This is a genomic window from Pseudomonas mercuritolerans, assembly GCF_025706525.1.
Taxonomy (GTDB): domain Bacteria; phylum Pseudomonadota; class Gammaproteobacteria; order Pseudomonadales; family Pseudomonadaceae; genus Aquipseudomonas; species Aquipseudomonas mercuritolerans.
On the sequence record NZ_JAMSHA010000005.1, the window covers coordinates 256,810 to 272,187 of the forward strand.

17 protein-coding genes are annotated in these 15,378 nt (G+C 61.5%); 6 read left to right on the forward strand and 11 right to left on the reverse strand.

The features are described 5' to 3' along the window. Nucleotides 1–16 precede the first annotated feature (16 nt). Nucleotides 17–268 (forward strand): pyocin S6 family toxin immunity protein, encoded by a 252-nt coding sequence (locus ND528_RS16020; protein ID WP_263470698.1) that lies wholly within the window; start codon nucleotides 17–19, stop codon nucleotides 266–268. Nucleotides 269–341: 73 nt separating this feature from the next. On the opposite strand, the gene ND528_RS16025 is transcribed toward ND528_RS16020, so the two are convergent. The 6 genes from ND528_RS16025 to dinG all read right to left on the reverse strand — a co-directional run bounded on the left by ND528_RS16025 (nucleotide 342) and on the right by dinG (nucleotide 8,934). Further along, nucleotides 342–806, reverse strand: a complete 465-nt coding sequence (locus ND528_RS16025) for an outer membrane lipoprotein (RefSeq protein WP_016771369.1) — start codon at nucleotides 804–806, stop codon at nucleotides 342–344. Nucleotides 807–986: 180 nt separating this feature from the next. After that, a complete protein-coding gene (gene pdxH, locus ND528_RS16030) occupies nucleotides 987–1,634 on the reverse strand; it encodes a pyridoxamine 5'-phosphate oxidase (RefSeq protein ID WP_137215362.1) in 648 nt (215 codons plus the stop codon). Nucleotides 1,635–1,658: 24 nt separating this feature from the next. Next, on the reverse strand, nucleotides 1,659–2,756 hold the full coding sequence (locus tag ND528_RS16035; RefSeq protein WP_130912008.1) for an OmpA family protein: 1,098 nt from the start codon (nucleotides 2,754–2,756) through the stop codon (nucleotides 1,659–1,661). A gap of 113 nt (nucleotides 2,757–2,869) precedes the next feature. Next, complete coding sequence (locus ND528_RS16040; RefSeq protein ID WP_137215361.1) at nucleotides 2,870–4,015, reverse strand: serine hydrolase domain-containing protein; 1,146 nt, start codon at nucleotides 4,013–4,015, stop codon at nucleotides 2,870–2,872. A 210-nt stretch (nucleotides 4,016–4,225) separates the two neighbouring features. Further along, a complete protein-coding gene (locus ND528_RS16045; RefSeq protein ID WP_263470699.1) occupies nucleotides 4,226–6,694 on the reverse strand; it encodes a beta-galactosidase in 2,469 nt (822 codons plus the stop codon). A 95-nt stretch (nucleotides 6,695–6,789) separates the two neighbouring features. Next, nucleotides 6,790–8,934, reverse strand: coding sequence for an ATP-dependent DNA helicase DinG (dinG, locus tag ND528_RS16050; RefSeq protein WP_024011911.1), 2,145 nt, complete (start codon nucleotides 8,932–8,934; stop codon nucleotides 6,790–6,792). A gap of 98 nt (nucleotides 8,935–9,032) precedes the next feature. Between dinG and ND528_RS16055 the strand changes: the two genes are divergently transcribed. Beyond that, a complete protein-coding gene (locus ND528_RS16055) occupies nucleotides 9,033–9,497 on the forward strand; it encodes a CopD family protein (protein ID WP_137215359.1) in 465 nt (154 codons plus the stop codon). Between the two features lie 209 nt (nucleotides 9,498–9,706). Here ND528_RS16055 and ND528_RS16060 read toward each other — a convergent pair whose 3' ends face one another. The 4 genes from ND528_RS16060 to ND528_RS16075 all read right to left on the reverse strand — a co-directional run bounded on the left by ND528_RS16060 (nucleotide 9,707) and on the right by ND528_RS16075 (nucleotide 12,408). After that, on the reverse strand, nucleotides 9,707–10,465 hold the full coding sequence (locus ND528_RS16060; protein WP_263470700.1) for a collagen-like triple helix repeat-containing protein: 759 nt from the start codon (nucleotides 10,463–10,465) through the stop codon (nucleotides 9,707–9,709). Then, a complete protein-coding gene (locus tag ND528_RS16065) occupies nucleotides 10,458–10,739 on the reverse strand; it encodes a DUF1145 domain-containing protein (RefSeq protein ID WP_016771375.1) in 282 nt (93 codons plus the stop codon). The genes ND528_RS16060 and ND528_RS16065 overlap by 8 nt, the downstream gene beginning before the upstream one ends. A 160-nt stretch (nucleotides 10,740–10,899) precedes the next feature. After that, complete coding sequence (locus tag ND528_RS16070; RefSeq protein WP_024011909.1) at nucleotides 10,900–11,622, reverse strand: OmpA family protein; 723 nt, start codon at nucleotides 11,620–11,622, stop codon at nucleotides 10,900–10,902. Between the two features lie 90 nt (nucleotides 11,623–11,712). After that, nucleotides 11,713–12,408 (reverse strand): OmpA family protein, encoded by a 696-nt coding sequence (locus tag ND528_RS16075; protein WP_024011908.1) that lies wholly within the window; start codon nucleotides 12,406–12,408, stop codon nucleotides 11,713–11,715. Between the two features lie 199 nt (nucleotides 12,409–12,607). On the opposite strand from ND528_RS16075, the gene ND528_RS16080 reads away from it, so the two are divergent. The 4 genes from ND528_RS16080 to ND528_RS16095 all read left to right on the forward strand — a co-directional run bounded on the left by ND528_RS16080 (nucleotide 12,608) and on the right by ND528_RS16095 (nucleotide 14,408). Then, complete coding sequence (locus ND528_RS16080) at nucleotides 12,608–13,105, forward strand: DUF6231 family protein (RefSeq protein ID WP_137215355.1); 498 nt, start codon at nucleotides 12,608–12,610, stop codon at nucleotides 13,103–13,105. 4 nt (nucleotides 13,106–13,109) lie between these two features. Then, complete coding sequence (locus ND528_RS16085; RefSeq protein ID WP_071174594.1) at nucleotides 13,110–13,586, forward strand: YchJ family protein; 477 nt, start codon at nucleotides 13,110–13,112, stop codon at nucleotides 13,584–13,586. Between the two features lie 121 nt (nucleotides 13,587–13,707). After that, the gene (locus tag ND528_RS16090; RefSeq protein WP_137215354.1) at nucleotides 13,708–14,193 is read left to right on the forward strand and encodes an LEA type 2 family protein; all 486 of its coding nucleotides are present in this window, start codon (nucleotides 13,708–13,710) and stop codon (nucleotides 14,191–14,193) included. Nucleotides 14,194–14,198: 5 nt separating this feature from the next. Next, nucleotides 14,199–14,408, forward strand: coding sequence for an SEC-C metal-binding domain-containing protein (locus ND528_RS16095; RefSeq protein ID WP_263470701.1), 210 nt, complete (start codon nucleotides 14,199–14,201; stop codon nucleotides 14,406–14,408). A 255-nt stretch (nucleotides 14,409–14,663) separates the two neighbouring features. Here ND528_RS16095 and ND528_RS16100 read toward each other — a convergent pair whose 3' ends face one another. Then, complete coding sequence (locus tag ND528_RS16100; protein ID WP_137215353.1) at nucleotides 14,664–15,221, reverse strand: cysteine hydrolase family protein; 558 nt, start codon at nucleotides 15,219–15,221, stop codon at nucleotides 14,664–14,666. Between the last annotated feature and the right edge of the window lie 157 nt (nucleotides 15,222–15,378).

The window sequence follows — 15,378 nt, forward strand, 5'->3', positions numbered from 1 at the left end:
CGGAAGTATTAGCTCCATGCACTTTCTTTTAATTACCGGTTTTTTCCCTGACGAAGCCCAAGATGACTCCTTGCAATTCGAGCTGGATATCACAGGCAGCGAGATGAATGAAAAAGTGGCCCAGCTCATTGAATCCAAGCCCTTGGATGAGGTGGAACCCGGCGAGTTGTTGTTAACTCTGGATCAGGTCACCGCATTGGAAAACCTGCTCGACGTCAGTTTTCCAAAGGGCCTCGAATACTTCATGGGCACCTGCGCCACATACTGAATGAACAATTCACAAGCAAAGAAAAACCCCGACCAGTCACCTGATCGGGGTTTTCTTTTACCCGGTTTCCCGCTTAGTGCGAAACGCGGCTGGTTCCGCCAACGGTGGAAATCCGTACCCGCTCGCCAACGCGGAATACTTCATTTTCCTGAACCTGCTGCACATAGGCGCGCATGCTGCCGTCGTCTTCGCGGACGGTGATTTCCACGCCCTGGGTGCGGGTCAGGCCTTCTTCGGTGGCCGAGCCAAGCAGGCCGCCGGCCACTGCGCCGATGACCGCAGCGACGATGCTGCCCTTGCCGCCGCCGATGGCGCTGCCGCCGACGCCGCCGACCACGGCGCCTGCTGCGCCACCGATCGGGGTCTTGGTGCCTTCGATTTTTACCGGTCGCAGGGATTCGATGGTGCCCATGCGAATCGTCTGCACACGACGCGCTTCGTCACGGGAGTAGGAGTCGCCAGTGAGGCTCGATTGGCAGCCGGTCAGCAACATCGCCATCGTCGAAAAGGAAGCAACCAGCAGAACAGACTTACGCATAGCATCAACTCCAAAAGAACATGTGTTCATTAAACTCCGTGGCCTGGCGCCTGTCACGACACCACCCGGATAAAATTGGCTTCCATTCAGGCTGGGTACAGATGCCCGCGAGCGTCCCACTTAAAGTAGCGTGAAATCATCGATCCTGCGCCATTGCCCTTTATCCGCTCGGTAGACTGCTCAGGGTGCCAGTCGTTCAAGAATCCACTCGGCGCCCTGGAGGCGGTAGTTGAGGCGATCGTGCAGGCGGCTCGGACGGCCCTGCCAGAACTCGATGCGCTCAGGCACCAAGCGGTAACCACCCCAATGTTCCGGGCAATGCGGCTGAGTGTCGCTGAAGCGTTGCTCGGTGGCCTTGAGCAAATCTTCCAGTTCGCCACGACCGTTGATGACCCGGCTCTGCGGCGAGGCCCAAGCGCCGAGGCGGCTGCCCAGCGGACGCACTTGATAATAGGCATCGGACTCTTGCGCCGTGACCTTGACCACCCGCCCCTCGATGCGCACCTGGCGCTCCAGGGTTGGCCAGAAGAAGGTCATGGCGGCAAACGGGTTGGCCGCCAGTTGCTGGCCCTTGGCGCTGTCGTAGTTGGTGAAGAAGGTGAAGCCCTGCTCGTCCAGGCCCTTGAGCAACAGAATGCGGCAATGCGGACGACCGTCGGCGTCGACCGTGGCCAGGGTCATGGCATTGGCTTCCACCGGCGCCTGCTCGGTTTTCACCGCGTCGGCGAACCACTGGTGAAACAGCGCAAACGGCTCGGCCGGGGCTTGCGCCTCGGTCAAACCGTCACGGGTGTAGTCGCGACGCATATCGGCCAGAGCCTGGGTCATGGCGGATTCCTTTTCGTTAGCGGATCACTTCTTGGCAGCGTCGGCTGCCGCGACTTTCTTGTCGGTCGCGGCGGCTTTGGCTGGTGCAGTTTTTTTCGCTGGAGCCTTGGCCGGAGCCTTCTTCGCCGGAGCCTTGGCGGCGGTTTTCTTGGCTGGCGCTTTTTTCGCCGCCGGCACAGCGGCTTTTTTCGCCGCAGGCGCCGGGGTAACCGGTTTGACCACTGGCTTGACATCTTGCGCAGCAACCATCGTCACCGGCTTCGGCGCTGGCATGTTGTATTTGCTCAGCAGCGCAACCATGGTGTTTTGCGGAGTCACCAGCAGTTCGACACGACGGTTCAAGGCACGGCCCTCAACGCTGTCGTTGGCCGCACGCGGCGCTTCGGAACCCATGCCACGCAGCATCAGGCGATCACGCTGCAAGCCGCTGAGGCGGAAAATTGCGGCGATGGATTGCGCACGCTCCTGGCTCAATTTGACGTTGGCTGGCGCGGAACCGCTGGTGTCACTGTGACCGAGCACCAGCACCGCGGTTTTCGGGTCGGCTTCAAGGATTTTCGCCACGCGAGTGAACGGGCCAAGGGTGACCGGCAGCAGCATCGCCGGGCGGTCCGGGTTGAACGAACCTTCCACCGGCGCCGTCACCACCAGTACGTTGTCGCGACGTTCGAGTTGCAGGTTGCTGTCCTTCACCGCTTCACGCAAACGCGGTTCGTAGTCATCGAGCCAAGCCTGGGTCACCTTCGGATCGGGCATCGGCACGGCTTTGACGGTTGGCTGGTCCTTGCCGCCGAACGGCCACCACCATTTGCCATTGGACTGCGCCTCGGCTTTGGCCACCTCGACCGGTTTGGCTTCAGGTTTGACCTCGGCTTTCAGATCAGCCTTGATCGCTTCATCGCTGGAACCGAACGGCCAATACCACGGGTTGCTGCTTTCGGCCTTGGCAACTGGTGCGGTCGCTGCAGGTTTCAAAGGAGCCGGTGCCGGATCTTTGGCCGCGACTTTGTCGGAAGAGCCGAACGGCCACCAACTGCTGCCGTCCGCATCGTTTTTCGGGGTCTGTGCGCAACCGGTGAGCGCTACACACAGGGCCAGGGCGAGGGTCTTTTTAGATGACATTGAAAATCCACAAAATGAAGTAATGAAAAATCAGAGCACTTTCGCCCGGATAAACAGCCGTTTTGAAACGAAAATCCTTTCGAGGTTCCGACCCTGGAACCCCTGTTGAAGCTTTACAGACAAGTGGCAAGCACCCGCGCCAGCTTTTGCGCGCGCGGATCCATCAAAACGTAAGGTCCCAGGGTATTTGTCACGAAACCGAAAGCCACATCGTGCTCAGGATCAGCAAAACCGATCGAGCCGCCCGCTCCCGGATGGCCGAACGCGCGTGGGCCGAGGCCGTAGGTGGCGTTGGGCACGTCCGGTTGATCGAGCATGCAGCCGAGGCCGAAACGGGTGCGCGTGAGCAAAGTCTTGTCATCGCCAAGGCTGTGCTCGCGGGTCAGCTCTTCGAGCATCTCGCTCTCGAGCAGGCTGCCGTCGAGCAGGCCGGCATAGAACCCGGCGAGACTGCGCGCGTTACCGTGGCCGTTGGCCGCCGGTTGCTGCATGCGGCGCCATTCCGGCTTGTTGGTGCTGGTCAGCACGGACGGCGGATTGGTGAAGGCGCGGGTGGTCATCGCCGTCGGTTCGCGCATGGTCACTTGCAGCAGGCGCTGCGCCGCAGCGTCGCCGGCGTTGCCCTTGCCACGGGCGATGTGCGCCACGCGATGAAACTCTTCGTCGGCCAGGCCCACGTGGAAATCCAGGCCCAACGGTTTGGCGACCCGAGCGACGATCGACTCGCCCGGCCCACGACCGTCGGCGCGGCGCAGCAATTCGCCGACCAGCCAGCCGTAGGTGATCGCGGCATAACCGTGACCGGTGCCCGGAGTCCACCATGGCGCTTCGGCCGCGAGGGCGTCGACCATGGTTTGCCATTCGTAAAGGGCTTCAGGCGCGAGCAGTTCGCGCAGCGCCGGCAAGCCGGCCTGATGGCAGAGCAATTGGCGCAGGGTGACGGATTCTTTGCCGGCGGCGGCGAATTCCGGCCAGTAGCGGGCAACCGGGGCGTCGAGTTGCAACTTGCCTTCAGCGACCAGTTGCAGCGCGGTAACGGCGGTGAAGGTCTTGGTGCAGGAGAACAGGTTGGCGATGGTGTCGCTGTGCCAGGCTTCGCTGCCGTCCTTGTCGGCGGTACCGGACCAGAGGTCGAGGACGGTTTCTCCACCGACCTTGATGCACAGGGCTGCGCCGCGTTCCTGGGGATCGTCGAACAGTGCGGCGAAAGCCTCGCGCACCGCTTCGAATTGAAGCTCGTAATGTCCCTGAATCTGCACCCGCAACTCCCCCGCGAAAACGCTCTACAAAGTGGCCCGCATTGTTCCAGCCCTTGAGGGATTTGGGAACAGGCGCGGGCCAGACGGTTGATCGGCAATTTATGGTGATCCCTTCGCGAGCAGGCTCGCTCCCACAGGGGATCTCCTCTGCTGTTGATATCCAGTGTGGGAGCGAGCCTGCTCGCGAAGAACGATAACGCGGTCTGAAACCTAGTGACCATTCCCCGAATGCCCACCCGCCTGCGCAGCCCCCGGCGCATTGCCAGCCTCGGCCTTGCGCCCACCTTCAACCTCGGCAACCGGTGCTTTCTGCGCCTCCTTGCCCAACTGCTCCAGCGCCTGCAGATTGCTTTTGCGCACCGCCTCGACGAAGCCCTGATAAGGCAGATCGGTCACCCCGACCAGACCGAAATGCCCGTTCTCGCCGTCGAGCAAACGCCCGGTCACCGGTTGGTCGAGATACTGGAACCAGTGCACGCCAACAATCGACGGTTCGCTCAGCGCCTGTTTGAGGAAGTTGACATAAGCCGGACCGCGATCTTCTTCCTTGGCCAATTGCGTCACGCCGCCCCAGAACGGCCCCCGGTCAGCCGAGCCGAAGTTGAATTCGGTGATCAGCACCGGTTTGTCCAGCGCTGCCAGTGCGGCGAAGTCGTAACCGTCCTGCGGCTTGAGCGTGTACATGTTGAAGCTCAACACATCGCAATACTGCGCGCACGACGCCATGGCTTCAGGCGTGCTGATGGCGAAGCGACCGCCAAGCAGCATCTGGTTGGGCGCGTGCCATTTCAGCGAATCGGAAATGGTCTTGAAATAGGTGTCGGCAAAGACCTTCTGGAAGTATTTGAAATCCGCTTCGATCTCCGGATGTTCCGGGTTCGGCAATGGCGGCACGAACCCCGGATCTTCCATCAACTCCCATGCCGGCAAATCGATGCCCCAGGCCTTGGACAGTCCGGCCTGATTGCGGTACTTGTCGCGCAATTGCTTGAGAAAGGCGCGTTTGGCCGGTACGTCGGTGGTCATTTTCAACGTGCCGTAGGCCAGCGCGTAGCGAGCCTTCGGATCGTCACCAGGGCCGGCCCAGGCCAGTTCGTTGTCGGCGTAATAACCGATCAGCCACGGATCGTCACGATGATCGCGGGCGGCAATGGCCACGGCGCGCTCGGTGGCCATGGCAAAACGCGGATCGAACGGATCCGGCATGCCGCCCCACCAATCGCTGCCAGTACTGATACTGGCGTAATCGCCGACGATCGACAGCGGCAAGGTGTACGGCACGCGTTCAGCGTCCGCCAGCGACGGCACGCTCCAGTTGCCCACCGTGTTGAAGCCCCAGGCTTGCAGGCGGTCGAGGGTATGGCGGGTCCAGCGTTCTTCATCAATCGCGGCTGTGCACGGAGCGGTTTGCGCGCTGGACGCTTGCACCGCATCGGTCTGCGCCGCTTCGGCAATACCCGATTTCGGCTCGGCAGGCACCGCTGCAGTCTCAGCAGCCTGCACCGAGCCGGCCTCAGCCGCGCCCGCCTTCGCCGCTTCGGCAATCCCGGCCTTGTTGTCGCTGTCCGCCTTGCACGGTTCGCCGTACAGGCGTTGCAGATTGGCACCATAGAAGTCGTACCAGCGGCCGTTGCCGTAGCCACGGCCCTGATCGGCGCCATTGCCGCCACGGTTGTCGCCCTCGCCGAAATGCGCGGCCAGCGGGTCGTCGTTCTTCGGCAACGATTCGAACATGTACTCACGACCAGCCACGTAGGTCTGGTTGACCTGCGGGCTGACGGTGTTGACGCCCAGCGAATAGAACGGGTGGCCTTCAGGGGTCACCAGATACCAGCGGCCATCACGTTTTTCCGTGCGGAAGAAGCCGCTGGCCTTGAACGCCGGGCCTTTGTTCCAGCCGCCGAACTTGTCCAGCGAAGCCTTTTCACGCTCGGTCAGCCACGTATTCAGTTGTTGCTGCTCTTTGCTGGCGGCGCTTTTAAGTTGCTCGTCGCTGCTGACTTTTTCCGGCCACTTGCTGCGGGTTGACTGGCCGTATGCGTCGACCAGATTACCGTACACCGCGCGCGTCACCGACTCGCCGTCCTGCACGCCGAAACGCTCAAGCAACAGGCTCTGCGCAACTTTCGGCTGATCCATCGACAGACTCACCGAAACCACCTGGCTGCGATCGATCTCGCCCGTGCTGCTGGCCAGCAGAATGCGTTGGCCATCAATGGTCATCGGCATCGGCGGCCCGGCTTTCATACCCTGGCTCAGCGGCGTCGAAGCCACCAGCGGCACCAGCAAGGTCTGCGCGGGGCCGGCCGGCAGATCGACGCGGCTGACCAGAGTGCGGCCATCGTTGCTCTGGATCTGCACATAAACCGTCACCGCCCAGTTCATCGCACTCTGCAGTCGCAGAGTCATCATGCTGGACTGCGACCAGTCCCAAGCGCCGGTCTGCGGAGTCAGGCGCAAGGTCGGCCGCGCGACCGGGTTGAACGTCACCCGGCGCAGCACTTCGCCTTCTGCGGTCTGTTCGGCATTGGCCTGGGGCAGGTCGGCGTTTTCCGTGGCGACCTTGACCACGTCGGCCGGGCGCACGAAGTTGAACAGCGTCTGCTGACCGGCGGGCGCGGCCAGCAACGGCGCGGCAAAAATCATGGCGAAAACAGCGGGCAACGAACGGCGGATCATAAGAACGGAGTTCTCCCTAACGACCAGTCAAGGCCAGTGGAAAAGCGGTGGCAGAGAGATAGACAACGCGGCGGGCCAATCGGCCCACCCGTGTCTCAGGATATTTCACGACGGAAAGGAGGCAACGCATTGAGGATCGCCTTGCCGTAGCGCTGGGTGACCAGCCGCCGGTCGAGCAAGGTGATGGTGCCGCGGTCTTCTTCGGTACGCAGCAGACGGCCGCAGGCCTGAACCAGTTTCAGCGAGGCATCGGGCACGGAGATTTCCATGAACGGATTGCCGCCACGGGCCTCGATCCACTCCGACAACGCAGCTTCGACCGGATCGTCGGGCACCGAGAATGGAATCTTGGCGATCACCACGTGCTCGCAGTAGGCACCCGGCAAATCGACACCCTCGGCAAAACTGGCCAGCCCGAACAGCACGCTGGAATCACCGCCATCGACCCGCGCCTTGTGCTTGTTGAGGGTTTCCTGTTTCGACAGATTGCCCTGAATGAACACTTGCTTGCGCCAGTCGCGATCAAGGCCGTCGAACACGTCCTGCATCTGCTTGCGCGAAGAGAACAGCACCAGCGTGCCACGGGAACCTTCCACGAGATCGGGCAGCTCGCGAATGATCGCCGCCGTGTGGGCGGCGGCATCGCGCGGGTCGGCCTTCAGGTCCGGCACGCGCAGCACGCCGGCATCGGCATGATGGAACGGGCTCGGCACCACCGCAGTGACAGCTTTTTTCGGCAGGCCGGCGCGCATGCGGAAACGGTCGAAAGTGCCCAGCGCCGTCAGCGTTGCCGACGTCACCAGGCAGCCGTAAGCGACGTTCCACAAACTGCGACGCAAGGTTTCCGCCGCCAGAATCGGGCTGGCGTTGACCTCGATATCGAACAGCGAACCGCTTTCGGCCAGGGTCAGCCAGCGCGCCATCGGCGGGCTGTCTTCCGGGTCTTCGGCGGTGAACGCGGTCCACAATTCCCAGTTGCCGGAAGCGCGGGACAACAAGCTGCCGAACAGCGGATACCATTCTTCGGCCTGATTGCTGGCGATGCCGATATTGACCTCACCGTCCATGCCTTCCTTGAGCAGGTCGGTCAGGCGCTGGAACAGATCGTTAAGGCGCGAATAGCCTTTTTTCAGCTCGATGCCCATCTCGCGCATGTCCTCGGGAATCACCCCGCCGACAAAGCGATGACGCGGGCGCTCGCGGCCTTCGACGTCTTCGCCTGGTTTGAAATCGGCGATCTGCTCACACGCGGTGAACATGAACTGCTGCTGGGTCTTGATCTCCCGCGCCAGCTCGGGCACCTGCTCGATCAGCTTGCCGAGATCGCCCGGCAACGGATGCTGGGCCAGTAGCTTGGTGAGGTTCTTGGCGGTGGTTTCCAGCCAGTCGGCGGTGGAGCGCAGGCGCGTGTAGTGAGCGAAGTGGCCGATGGCCTTGTCCGGCAAATGGTGACCTTCGTCGAACACGTAAATGGTGTCACGCGGATCGGGCAGCACGGCGCCGCCGCCCAGTGCCAGATCCGCCAGGACCATGTCGTGGTTGGTGACGATCACGTCAACCTTGCCCATGCCCTCGCGAGCCTTGTAGAAGGCGCACTGGCCGAAGTTCGGGCAATGACGGTTGGTGCACTGGCTGTGATCGGTGGTCAGGCGCGCCCAGTCGGCGTCTTCCAGCGCGTTGGGCCAGCTGTCGCGGTCGCCGTCCCATTTATTGCCGGCGAGCTTTTCGATCATGCTGGTGAACAGCTTCTGACTGGCCTCGTCGACTTCGATCTTGAAGCCTTCTTCTTCGAACAGCTGCGCGGTGGCGGTTTGTGCGTGGCCTTCCTGCAGCAGCATGTCGAGCTTGGACAGGCACATGTAGCGGCCACGGCCCTTGGCCAGGGCGAAACTGAAATTCAGCCCGCTGTTGCGCATCAGGTCAGGCAAATCCTTGTAGACGATCTGCTCTTGCAGGGCGACGGTCGCGGTGGCAATCACCAGACGCTTGCCGGCCAGTTTCGCCGTGGGAATCGCCGCCAGGCTGTAGGCCACCGTCTTGCCGGTACCGGTGCCGGCTTCCACCGCGACAATCGCGGGGTCGCCACTGCGCCGGCCTTCGTCATCGGTGTCGATATCCCCGAGGACCTTGGCGATTTCGGCGATCATCAGGCGCTGGCCGTAACGCGGCTTTAGGCTCTTGGCCTCTAGAAAACGCGAATAGGCGCCCTGGATCGTGGTTTTGAGTTCAGTGCTGATCATTGAGTGTCGGGCGCAAAAACGCTGGATAAATTTTCAGTAGTTTGGTTCGGCGGCTATCATACCCCGCTAATCGATCCCGCGCAGAACGGAGTGACCCAATGACACCTTTTAGCCTCGTTTACCCCCTGCATGTCCTTGCCGCTCTGGTGTGGGTTGGCGGCATGTTTTTCGCCTGGATGGTCTTGCGCCCTGCGGCTGTGAAGGCTCTGGACGGCCCAGCTCGCCTGACCCTGTGGGTGGAAGTGTTTCAAGGTTTTTTCCGTTGGGTCTGGGTCGCCGTGATCCTGTTGCCGATCAGCGGCGTGGGCATGTTGCATCTACAGCAGGTCGGCTTCGAGACCGCGCCGAAGTATGTGCAGGTGATGATCGGTTTGTATGTGGTGATGACGGCGCTGTTCATCCGCATTCAGGGGCTGATGCTGCCGGAATTGCGCAAGGCGGTTGAGGCGAAGGATTGGCCGGCGGGTGCGGCAGTGCTGGGGCGGATTCGGCGGGTGGTGGGGCTTAATCTGCTGGTCGGGTTGGTGCTGGTGGCTGTGGCTGCGGCTCGGCCGATATTCTGAAGATTGGGGACTGAAATCAAAAGCCCCTCACCCTAGCCCTCTCCCGAAGGGAGAGGGGACTGATTGGGGGATATTTGGAGAGTTACACCGACCTGAAACTGCCCTACCGAATCCATAATCGACCGGTTTTTTTCAGGTCGACGTTCAACTCACGACACCTCGGTCGGCCCCCTCTCCCTCCGGGAGAGGGCTGGGGTGAGGGCTTGCCTTTAGAGGCGCTGCACAGTAACCGAACCAGCCGCTCCCTCCGGCCCCGGCTGGCCATCCGCGCCGGCCTTGCCGTTCTTGCCGCCATCAGCGCGGTACACCAGGCAGCCCTTGGCCTTGCCGCCCTTCCCCGCCTTGCCGCCAACACCCGCCGGGCCGCCGGCACCGCCAGCCACGTTGACCTTGATCAGCTCGGCAGGAAAATCCCGTGGCACGGCCAGGCGTACCAATGCACCCGGCGCGCCCGGCTGGCCATCGCTGCCGTCACTGCCATCGGCACCGTGGCCGGCGGAGCCATAGGTGCAGCCCGGATCTTCACCGTTGCCGCCGTCGAGCCCGACGAAACCCGGAGCGCCGGTGCCGCCACGGGCATCGACGGTCAGTTGCGGCGCGCTCAGGGCTTGAAATTGCAGGTTCAGATTGCGCCCGGCCCGGGCGGCTTTTTCATAAGTGCCACGGGCGCCACGTGCGGTGATCTGGCTGCCGTCGCTCAACTCGGCGCGTTTCACCTTCATCTCCAGCGCCTGTTCAGCCGGAACGATGGCGATGCGTGCTTCGTGGCCCAGGCGCAGTTCATCGATGGTCAATTCGGTAACGTTGGACGGGATCAGCAAGGTGCCGTAATCGGCGACTTCCAGCTTCTCCAGCTGCAGTGTGCTGGTGGTGTTGGGCAAACGCATCAGCGAATTGCTTTGCACGTTGACCACCTGGGCGCAGGCCAGTGGACTGATGAATGCAGCGAGCAGGCAGAGTTTACGCATGGGAAGAAGCCTCCGGAGCGGCCGGGGCCGGGATGGTTTGCAGGTGGAAAACGCCGAACAACAGAATGCGGCCACGGTCACGCCAAGGGTGCGGACGGCCCTTGAGGCTGCGGTTGCACAGCAGCACTTCGAGTAGATGAATCAGCAACAACAGAGCGCCGGCCAGATTGACCAGCAGATGCAGCGGATGAACAAACGGCACCAGTTGATTGGCCAGTACCACGCAGCAGAACAGCAGGGTCAGCAAACGCCCCAGCCCCCAGAACACCTTCATACGCTCCCCCGTGTTGCGAATTATTCTTTGCACGCACAGTACCGGCTTCTGCGGGGGATAAGCCAGAGGGAAAAATGAAATTTGTGCAAACGCTGATGAAATGGCTGCCGGGCCGATGATTTCGACCCGGCAGCTCTAGCCGGCGGACTACAGACCTTTCCTAACGATTGATATGCAGCTCGACCCGGCGATTTTCCGCGCGGCCTTCATCGGTGGCGTTATCGGCGACCGGCTCACTTTCGCCTCGACCCTCGCTGGTAAGCTTGTTCGGCGCCAGGCCCTGACTGAGCAAGTACGCTGCAACACTGCTGGCGCGGCGTTCCGACAATGCCTGGTTATAGGCGTCGGAGCCTTTGCTGTCGGTGTGCCCGATGACTTTGATACTGACCACATCGGCATTGCGCAGCTTGTCCATCAAAGTGTCGAGCTGGGCTTTTGCCGCCGGGGTCAGATCGGACTTGTCGAAATCGAACAACACGTTGCCGGCATCGCTCAAGGTGATCACTTCAGTTTGCGGCGCCGGTTCAACCGGTTTGACTGCGACCGGATATTGCGGAAGCGGGCAGCCACGATGATCGACTTCGGTATTTTCCGGCGTGTCCGGGCAGCGGTCGCGGCGGTCGAACACGCCGTCGCTGTCCTCGTCGCCATCCTGGGCGTAACAGATCAGCCCGCCGGTGACGATACCCAATGCCGCGCCGCCACCGGCCCAGCCGGCGCTTTCAATGGCGCCAAGACCGCCGCCGACCAGGCCGCCAAGCAGGCTGCAGATCGGCCACGTACGTTGATTGAGGGGGGCGGTGCCATCGCTGTGAGTGGCACAACCGGTGAGCAAGCTGCCTAGCAGCAGCACCGGCAAGACGGACCTTGAGAAAACACGCATTTGTGAACGCTCCTGTGTACCGGCCCATACCGGTTACACAGGAGTAAAGACCCGCATCCGCGACTGCACAAGCCGCGGATGCGAGAGGGGCTAGCGGACGATTTTGATTTCGGTGCGACGGTTCTGCGCGCGACCATCGGCCGACTTGTTGTCAGCGACAGGCTGGCTTTCACCGAGGCCCGACACCGAAACGAAGCTGGCACGTGGCACGCCCTGCTGGATCAGGTATTCCACCACCGAGTGCGCACGACGATCCGACAGTTTCTTGTTGTAGGCATCGCTGCCGACACTGTCGGTGTGACCGGTCACGGTCAGTTGCGCGGTAGAGGATTCCTGCTTCAGGCGATCGGCGACCTTGTCCAGCACCTGCTTGTCAGGGCCGGTCAGCGTGGCTTTGTCGAACTCGAAATGCACATCACGAATGACGATTGTTTCTTCCTTGACCACAACCGCTTCTTCGACCACTGGCGCAGGCGTCGGTGGCGGGCAACCGTCAGCATCGACCTGCACGCCTTTAGGTGTGCCCGGGCACTTGTCGCGACTGTCCGGCACGCCATCGCCGTCTTCATCGCCGTCACCATGCACCCAGCAATAGGCCGCTGCCGTACCACCGACAAGCAGTGCACCGTAACCGGCCCACGAAGCGCTTTCCGTCGCGCCGAGACCGGCACCGACCACACCGCCGACCGCCGCACAGGTCGGCCAGTCGGTCTTCTGCAAACCTGCACAACCAGTCAACACACTGGTTAGCAGAACCAAGGGTAATGCTGTCCGAACTATGCTCATCTAGTTTTCTCCTGAGGGATCGGCTTAAAACCGATTCAGGGAGTAAAGACCGGAGTTTTAATCTCCGCCAGCAATAGGCCACCGCTGTTTGCGACCGTGTTCACAGGGGTTCGCCTCTTTCGGCGAAAACCGCCGCCACCGGGCGCTTTGCCGACGCGGTCTGGCAGGCTAGTCTTGGCGGTCTGACTGAGGAGCTTCGATGAACGTCGCCATTTCTTCGCGCACGCCACAACAGGCGTTGGCCGCTCTGCTGGATCGCTACGCCCCGGCTCGATTGCTGTTGATCGGCGCCAGCGAGTTTCCCGCCTTGAGCGCTTTCAAGGACGCGCATCCAGATACCGTGGTCGCCCATGCCGCACCCGGCGGTCTGCCGGCTGAGCTGGCCGCGCAACGCTTCGATCTGGCGCTGGTGGTCGATTGCCTGGAACATTTGCCCAAGCGCGATGGCCTGAATCTGTTGGGCGGCATCCGCAATCTCAACGCCAGTCGCATCGCGGTGCTGGCGGATCTGGCGGCCAGTGGCTGGCAGGAAACCGACTTCTACTCATTGGCCCTGCAGGCCAGCGAGCGTTTCCAGCGCGACGAGCAGGTGCTGACCCTGTTCACCTACGATCTGCTTGACTACAAACAAGTCCCCGACTGGCTCAATTCACGCTTCTGGGCCAATCCGGAAAACTTCGGGAAATACTGGTGGTAATGCAATGAGTACAGCCATTTGCCCTTGCGGCAGCGGCAATCTGCTGGATGCCTGCTGCGGCCCTTATCACGACGGCCACCCGGCGCCGTGTGCCGAAGCCTTGATGCGCTCGCGCTACAGCGCTTACGTGCTGGGGCTGGTCGATTATCTGGTGGCGACCACCCTGCCCGCGCAGCAGGCGGGCTTGAACCGACAATCGATCAGCGACTGGAGTGCACAAAGCACCTGGCTCGGCCTTGAGGTTGAAAGCTCGGAAGTCTTTGGCGGTCAGCCGGAACACGCTTTTGTGACCTTCACCGCGCGCTGGCATGACAGCCAGGGCGAGCACAGCCATCGCGAGCGCTCCTCGTTTGTGCAGAACGGCGGGCGCTGGTACTTCATCGATCCGACGGTGCAGATGAAGCTGGGGCGCAATGACGGCTGCCCTTGCGGCAGCGGGCAGAAGTTCAAGAAGTGTTGTTCGGGTTATTTCGGCGCTTGAGCTGAAGATCAAAAGATCGCAGCCTTCGGCCGCTCCTACAAAGAATTTGCGTTCATTCTGTAGGAGCTGCCGAAGGCTGCGATCTTTTTAGGTCTAGACTGGCACCAAAGGGAGTAACACCATGCTCGGTCATCGACGCACATTACATTTTCTGCTGTTGATGCTGACCCTCAACCTCGGCGGCTGCGCCTCTTGGTTCAGCGATGACAGCGTCGAGCCCGCCGTGCATCTGGTGAAAGTCGAGGTGGTGCGGGCCAAACTGCTCGAGCAAAAATTCATCCTGCACTTTCGCGTCGACAATCCCAACGACAGCGACCTGACCGTGCGCGGCCTCGAATACCGGATTCATCTGGCCGACATGCTGCTCACCGAGGGCGAGCACGAGCACTGGTTTACCGTCGGCCCCAAGCGCAGCGCTTACTTCAAAGTGCCGATCCGAACCAACCTGTGGCCGAAGGTCAAACAGGTGGTGAAACTGCTGAAAAATCCGAACCAGCAGATTCCCTATCGATTGCAGGGGGAAATGGAAACCGGTTTATTCATCGCCCACTACGTGCACCTTGAGCGCAATGGCGTGATAATCCCCGCCGATCTAACTCCGGAGTGACCTCGATGACCCAGCAACCCCATGTCCATGGCCCTGACTGCAACCACGATCATGACCACCATCACGATCACGATCACGACCATGGCCATGTCCACGGCCCGAACTGCGGCCACGCCCACCAGGAACCGGTGCGCAACGTCCTGAAAGACGTCGGCCGCAACGATCCTTGCCCATGCGGCAACGGCAAGAAATTCAAGAAGTGCCACGGCGCTTGATGTGACTGGCGAAGATCTTCTTCGCCTGACACATCGCCTTCGCGAGCAGGCTCGCTCCCACAGTGACCGCGTACCGATCTCCTGTAGGAGTGAGCCTGCTCGCGATGGGGCCGGCACCTCCAACATTGTTGGCGCCTGACACACCGCTTTCGCGAGCAGGCTCGCTCCCACAGGGATCGCGTTTCATCTGAAGAAATATGGTCACTGTGGGAGCGAGCCTGCTCGCGAAGGCGGCGGCGCCTCCACTACAAAACTTCAGCCTGCCGCCAAAACCTGCACACTACTGACCACCGTCGCATACTCCCCATGCAGATTGCCCAGCGACATCCCGTGCACCTCTTCAGCGGTACGCGGTGTGCCGAAATAATCGGCCTTGTCGAAGGTGAAGCACGCATCCTCAGCCACAAACGTATCGAACGCCAAATTGCCTGCGGTGCGCGCCGTCGACTCAACTGAGTTGTTGGTCGCCACACCGACGATGATCAGTTGCCTGATCCCTGCCTCACGCAACCGCCCTTCCAGCCCGGTCGCGCAAAACGCATCCGGAACGTCTTTCTGGATCAGCCATTCACCGTCCTGAGGGACAAATCGCTCTTGAAACTCCACCCCGGACTGCTCCGGCCAGAACACCGAATCAGGCGAGCGCGACAAATGTTGCACGTGGATCACCGGCCGCCTGCTCCGCCGCCACAGCGCCAGCAGCTCAAGCATTCTTTCCTCGGCCTGAGGATTATTCCGCCGCCCCAGACGCGGGTGCAAAATGCCTTTCTGCTGGTCGATGATGATCAGCGCAGCGTTGCTCTGAAGCTCCATAGCGATCTTTCTCCTGACAGGGCTCGGGACTCGTTCCGTAGTTCAACATCAGCGCTTTCCCACAAGCAACTGTCACGCCTCTGACCGATCAGCCGACAACTGCATAAATAACCGCTCGCCCCGCTTGCGCGGCCCTCGCGCCGTCACTAACGTAGCG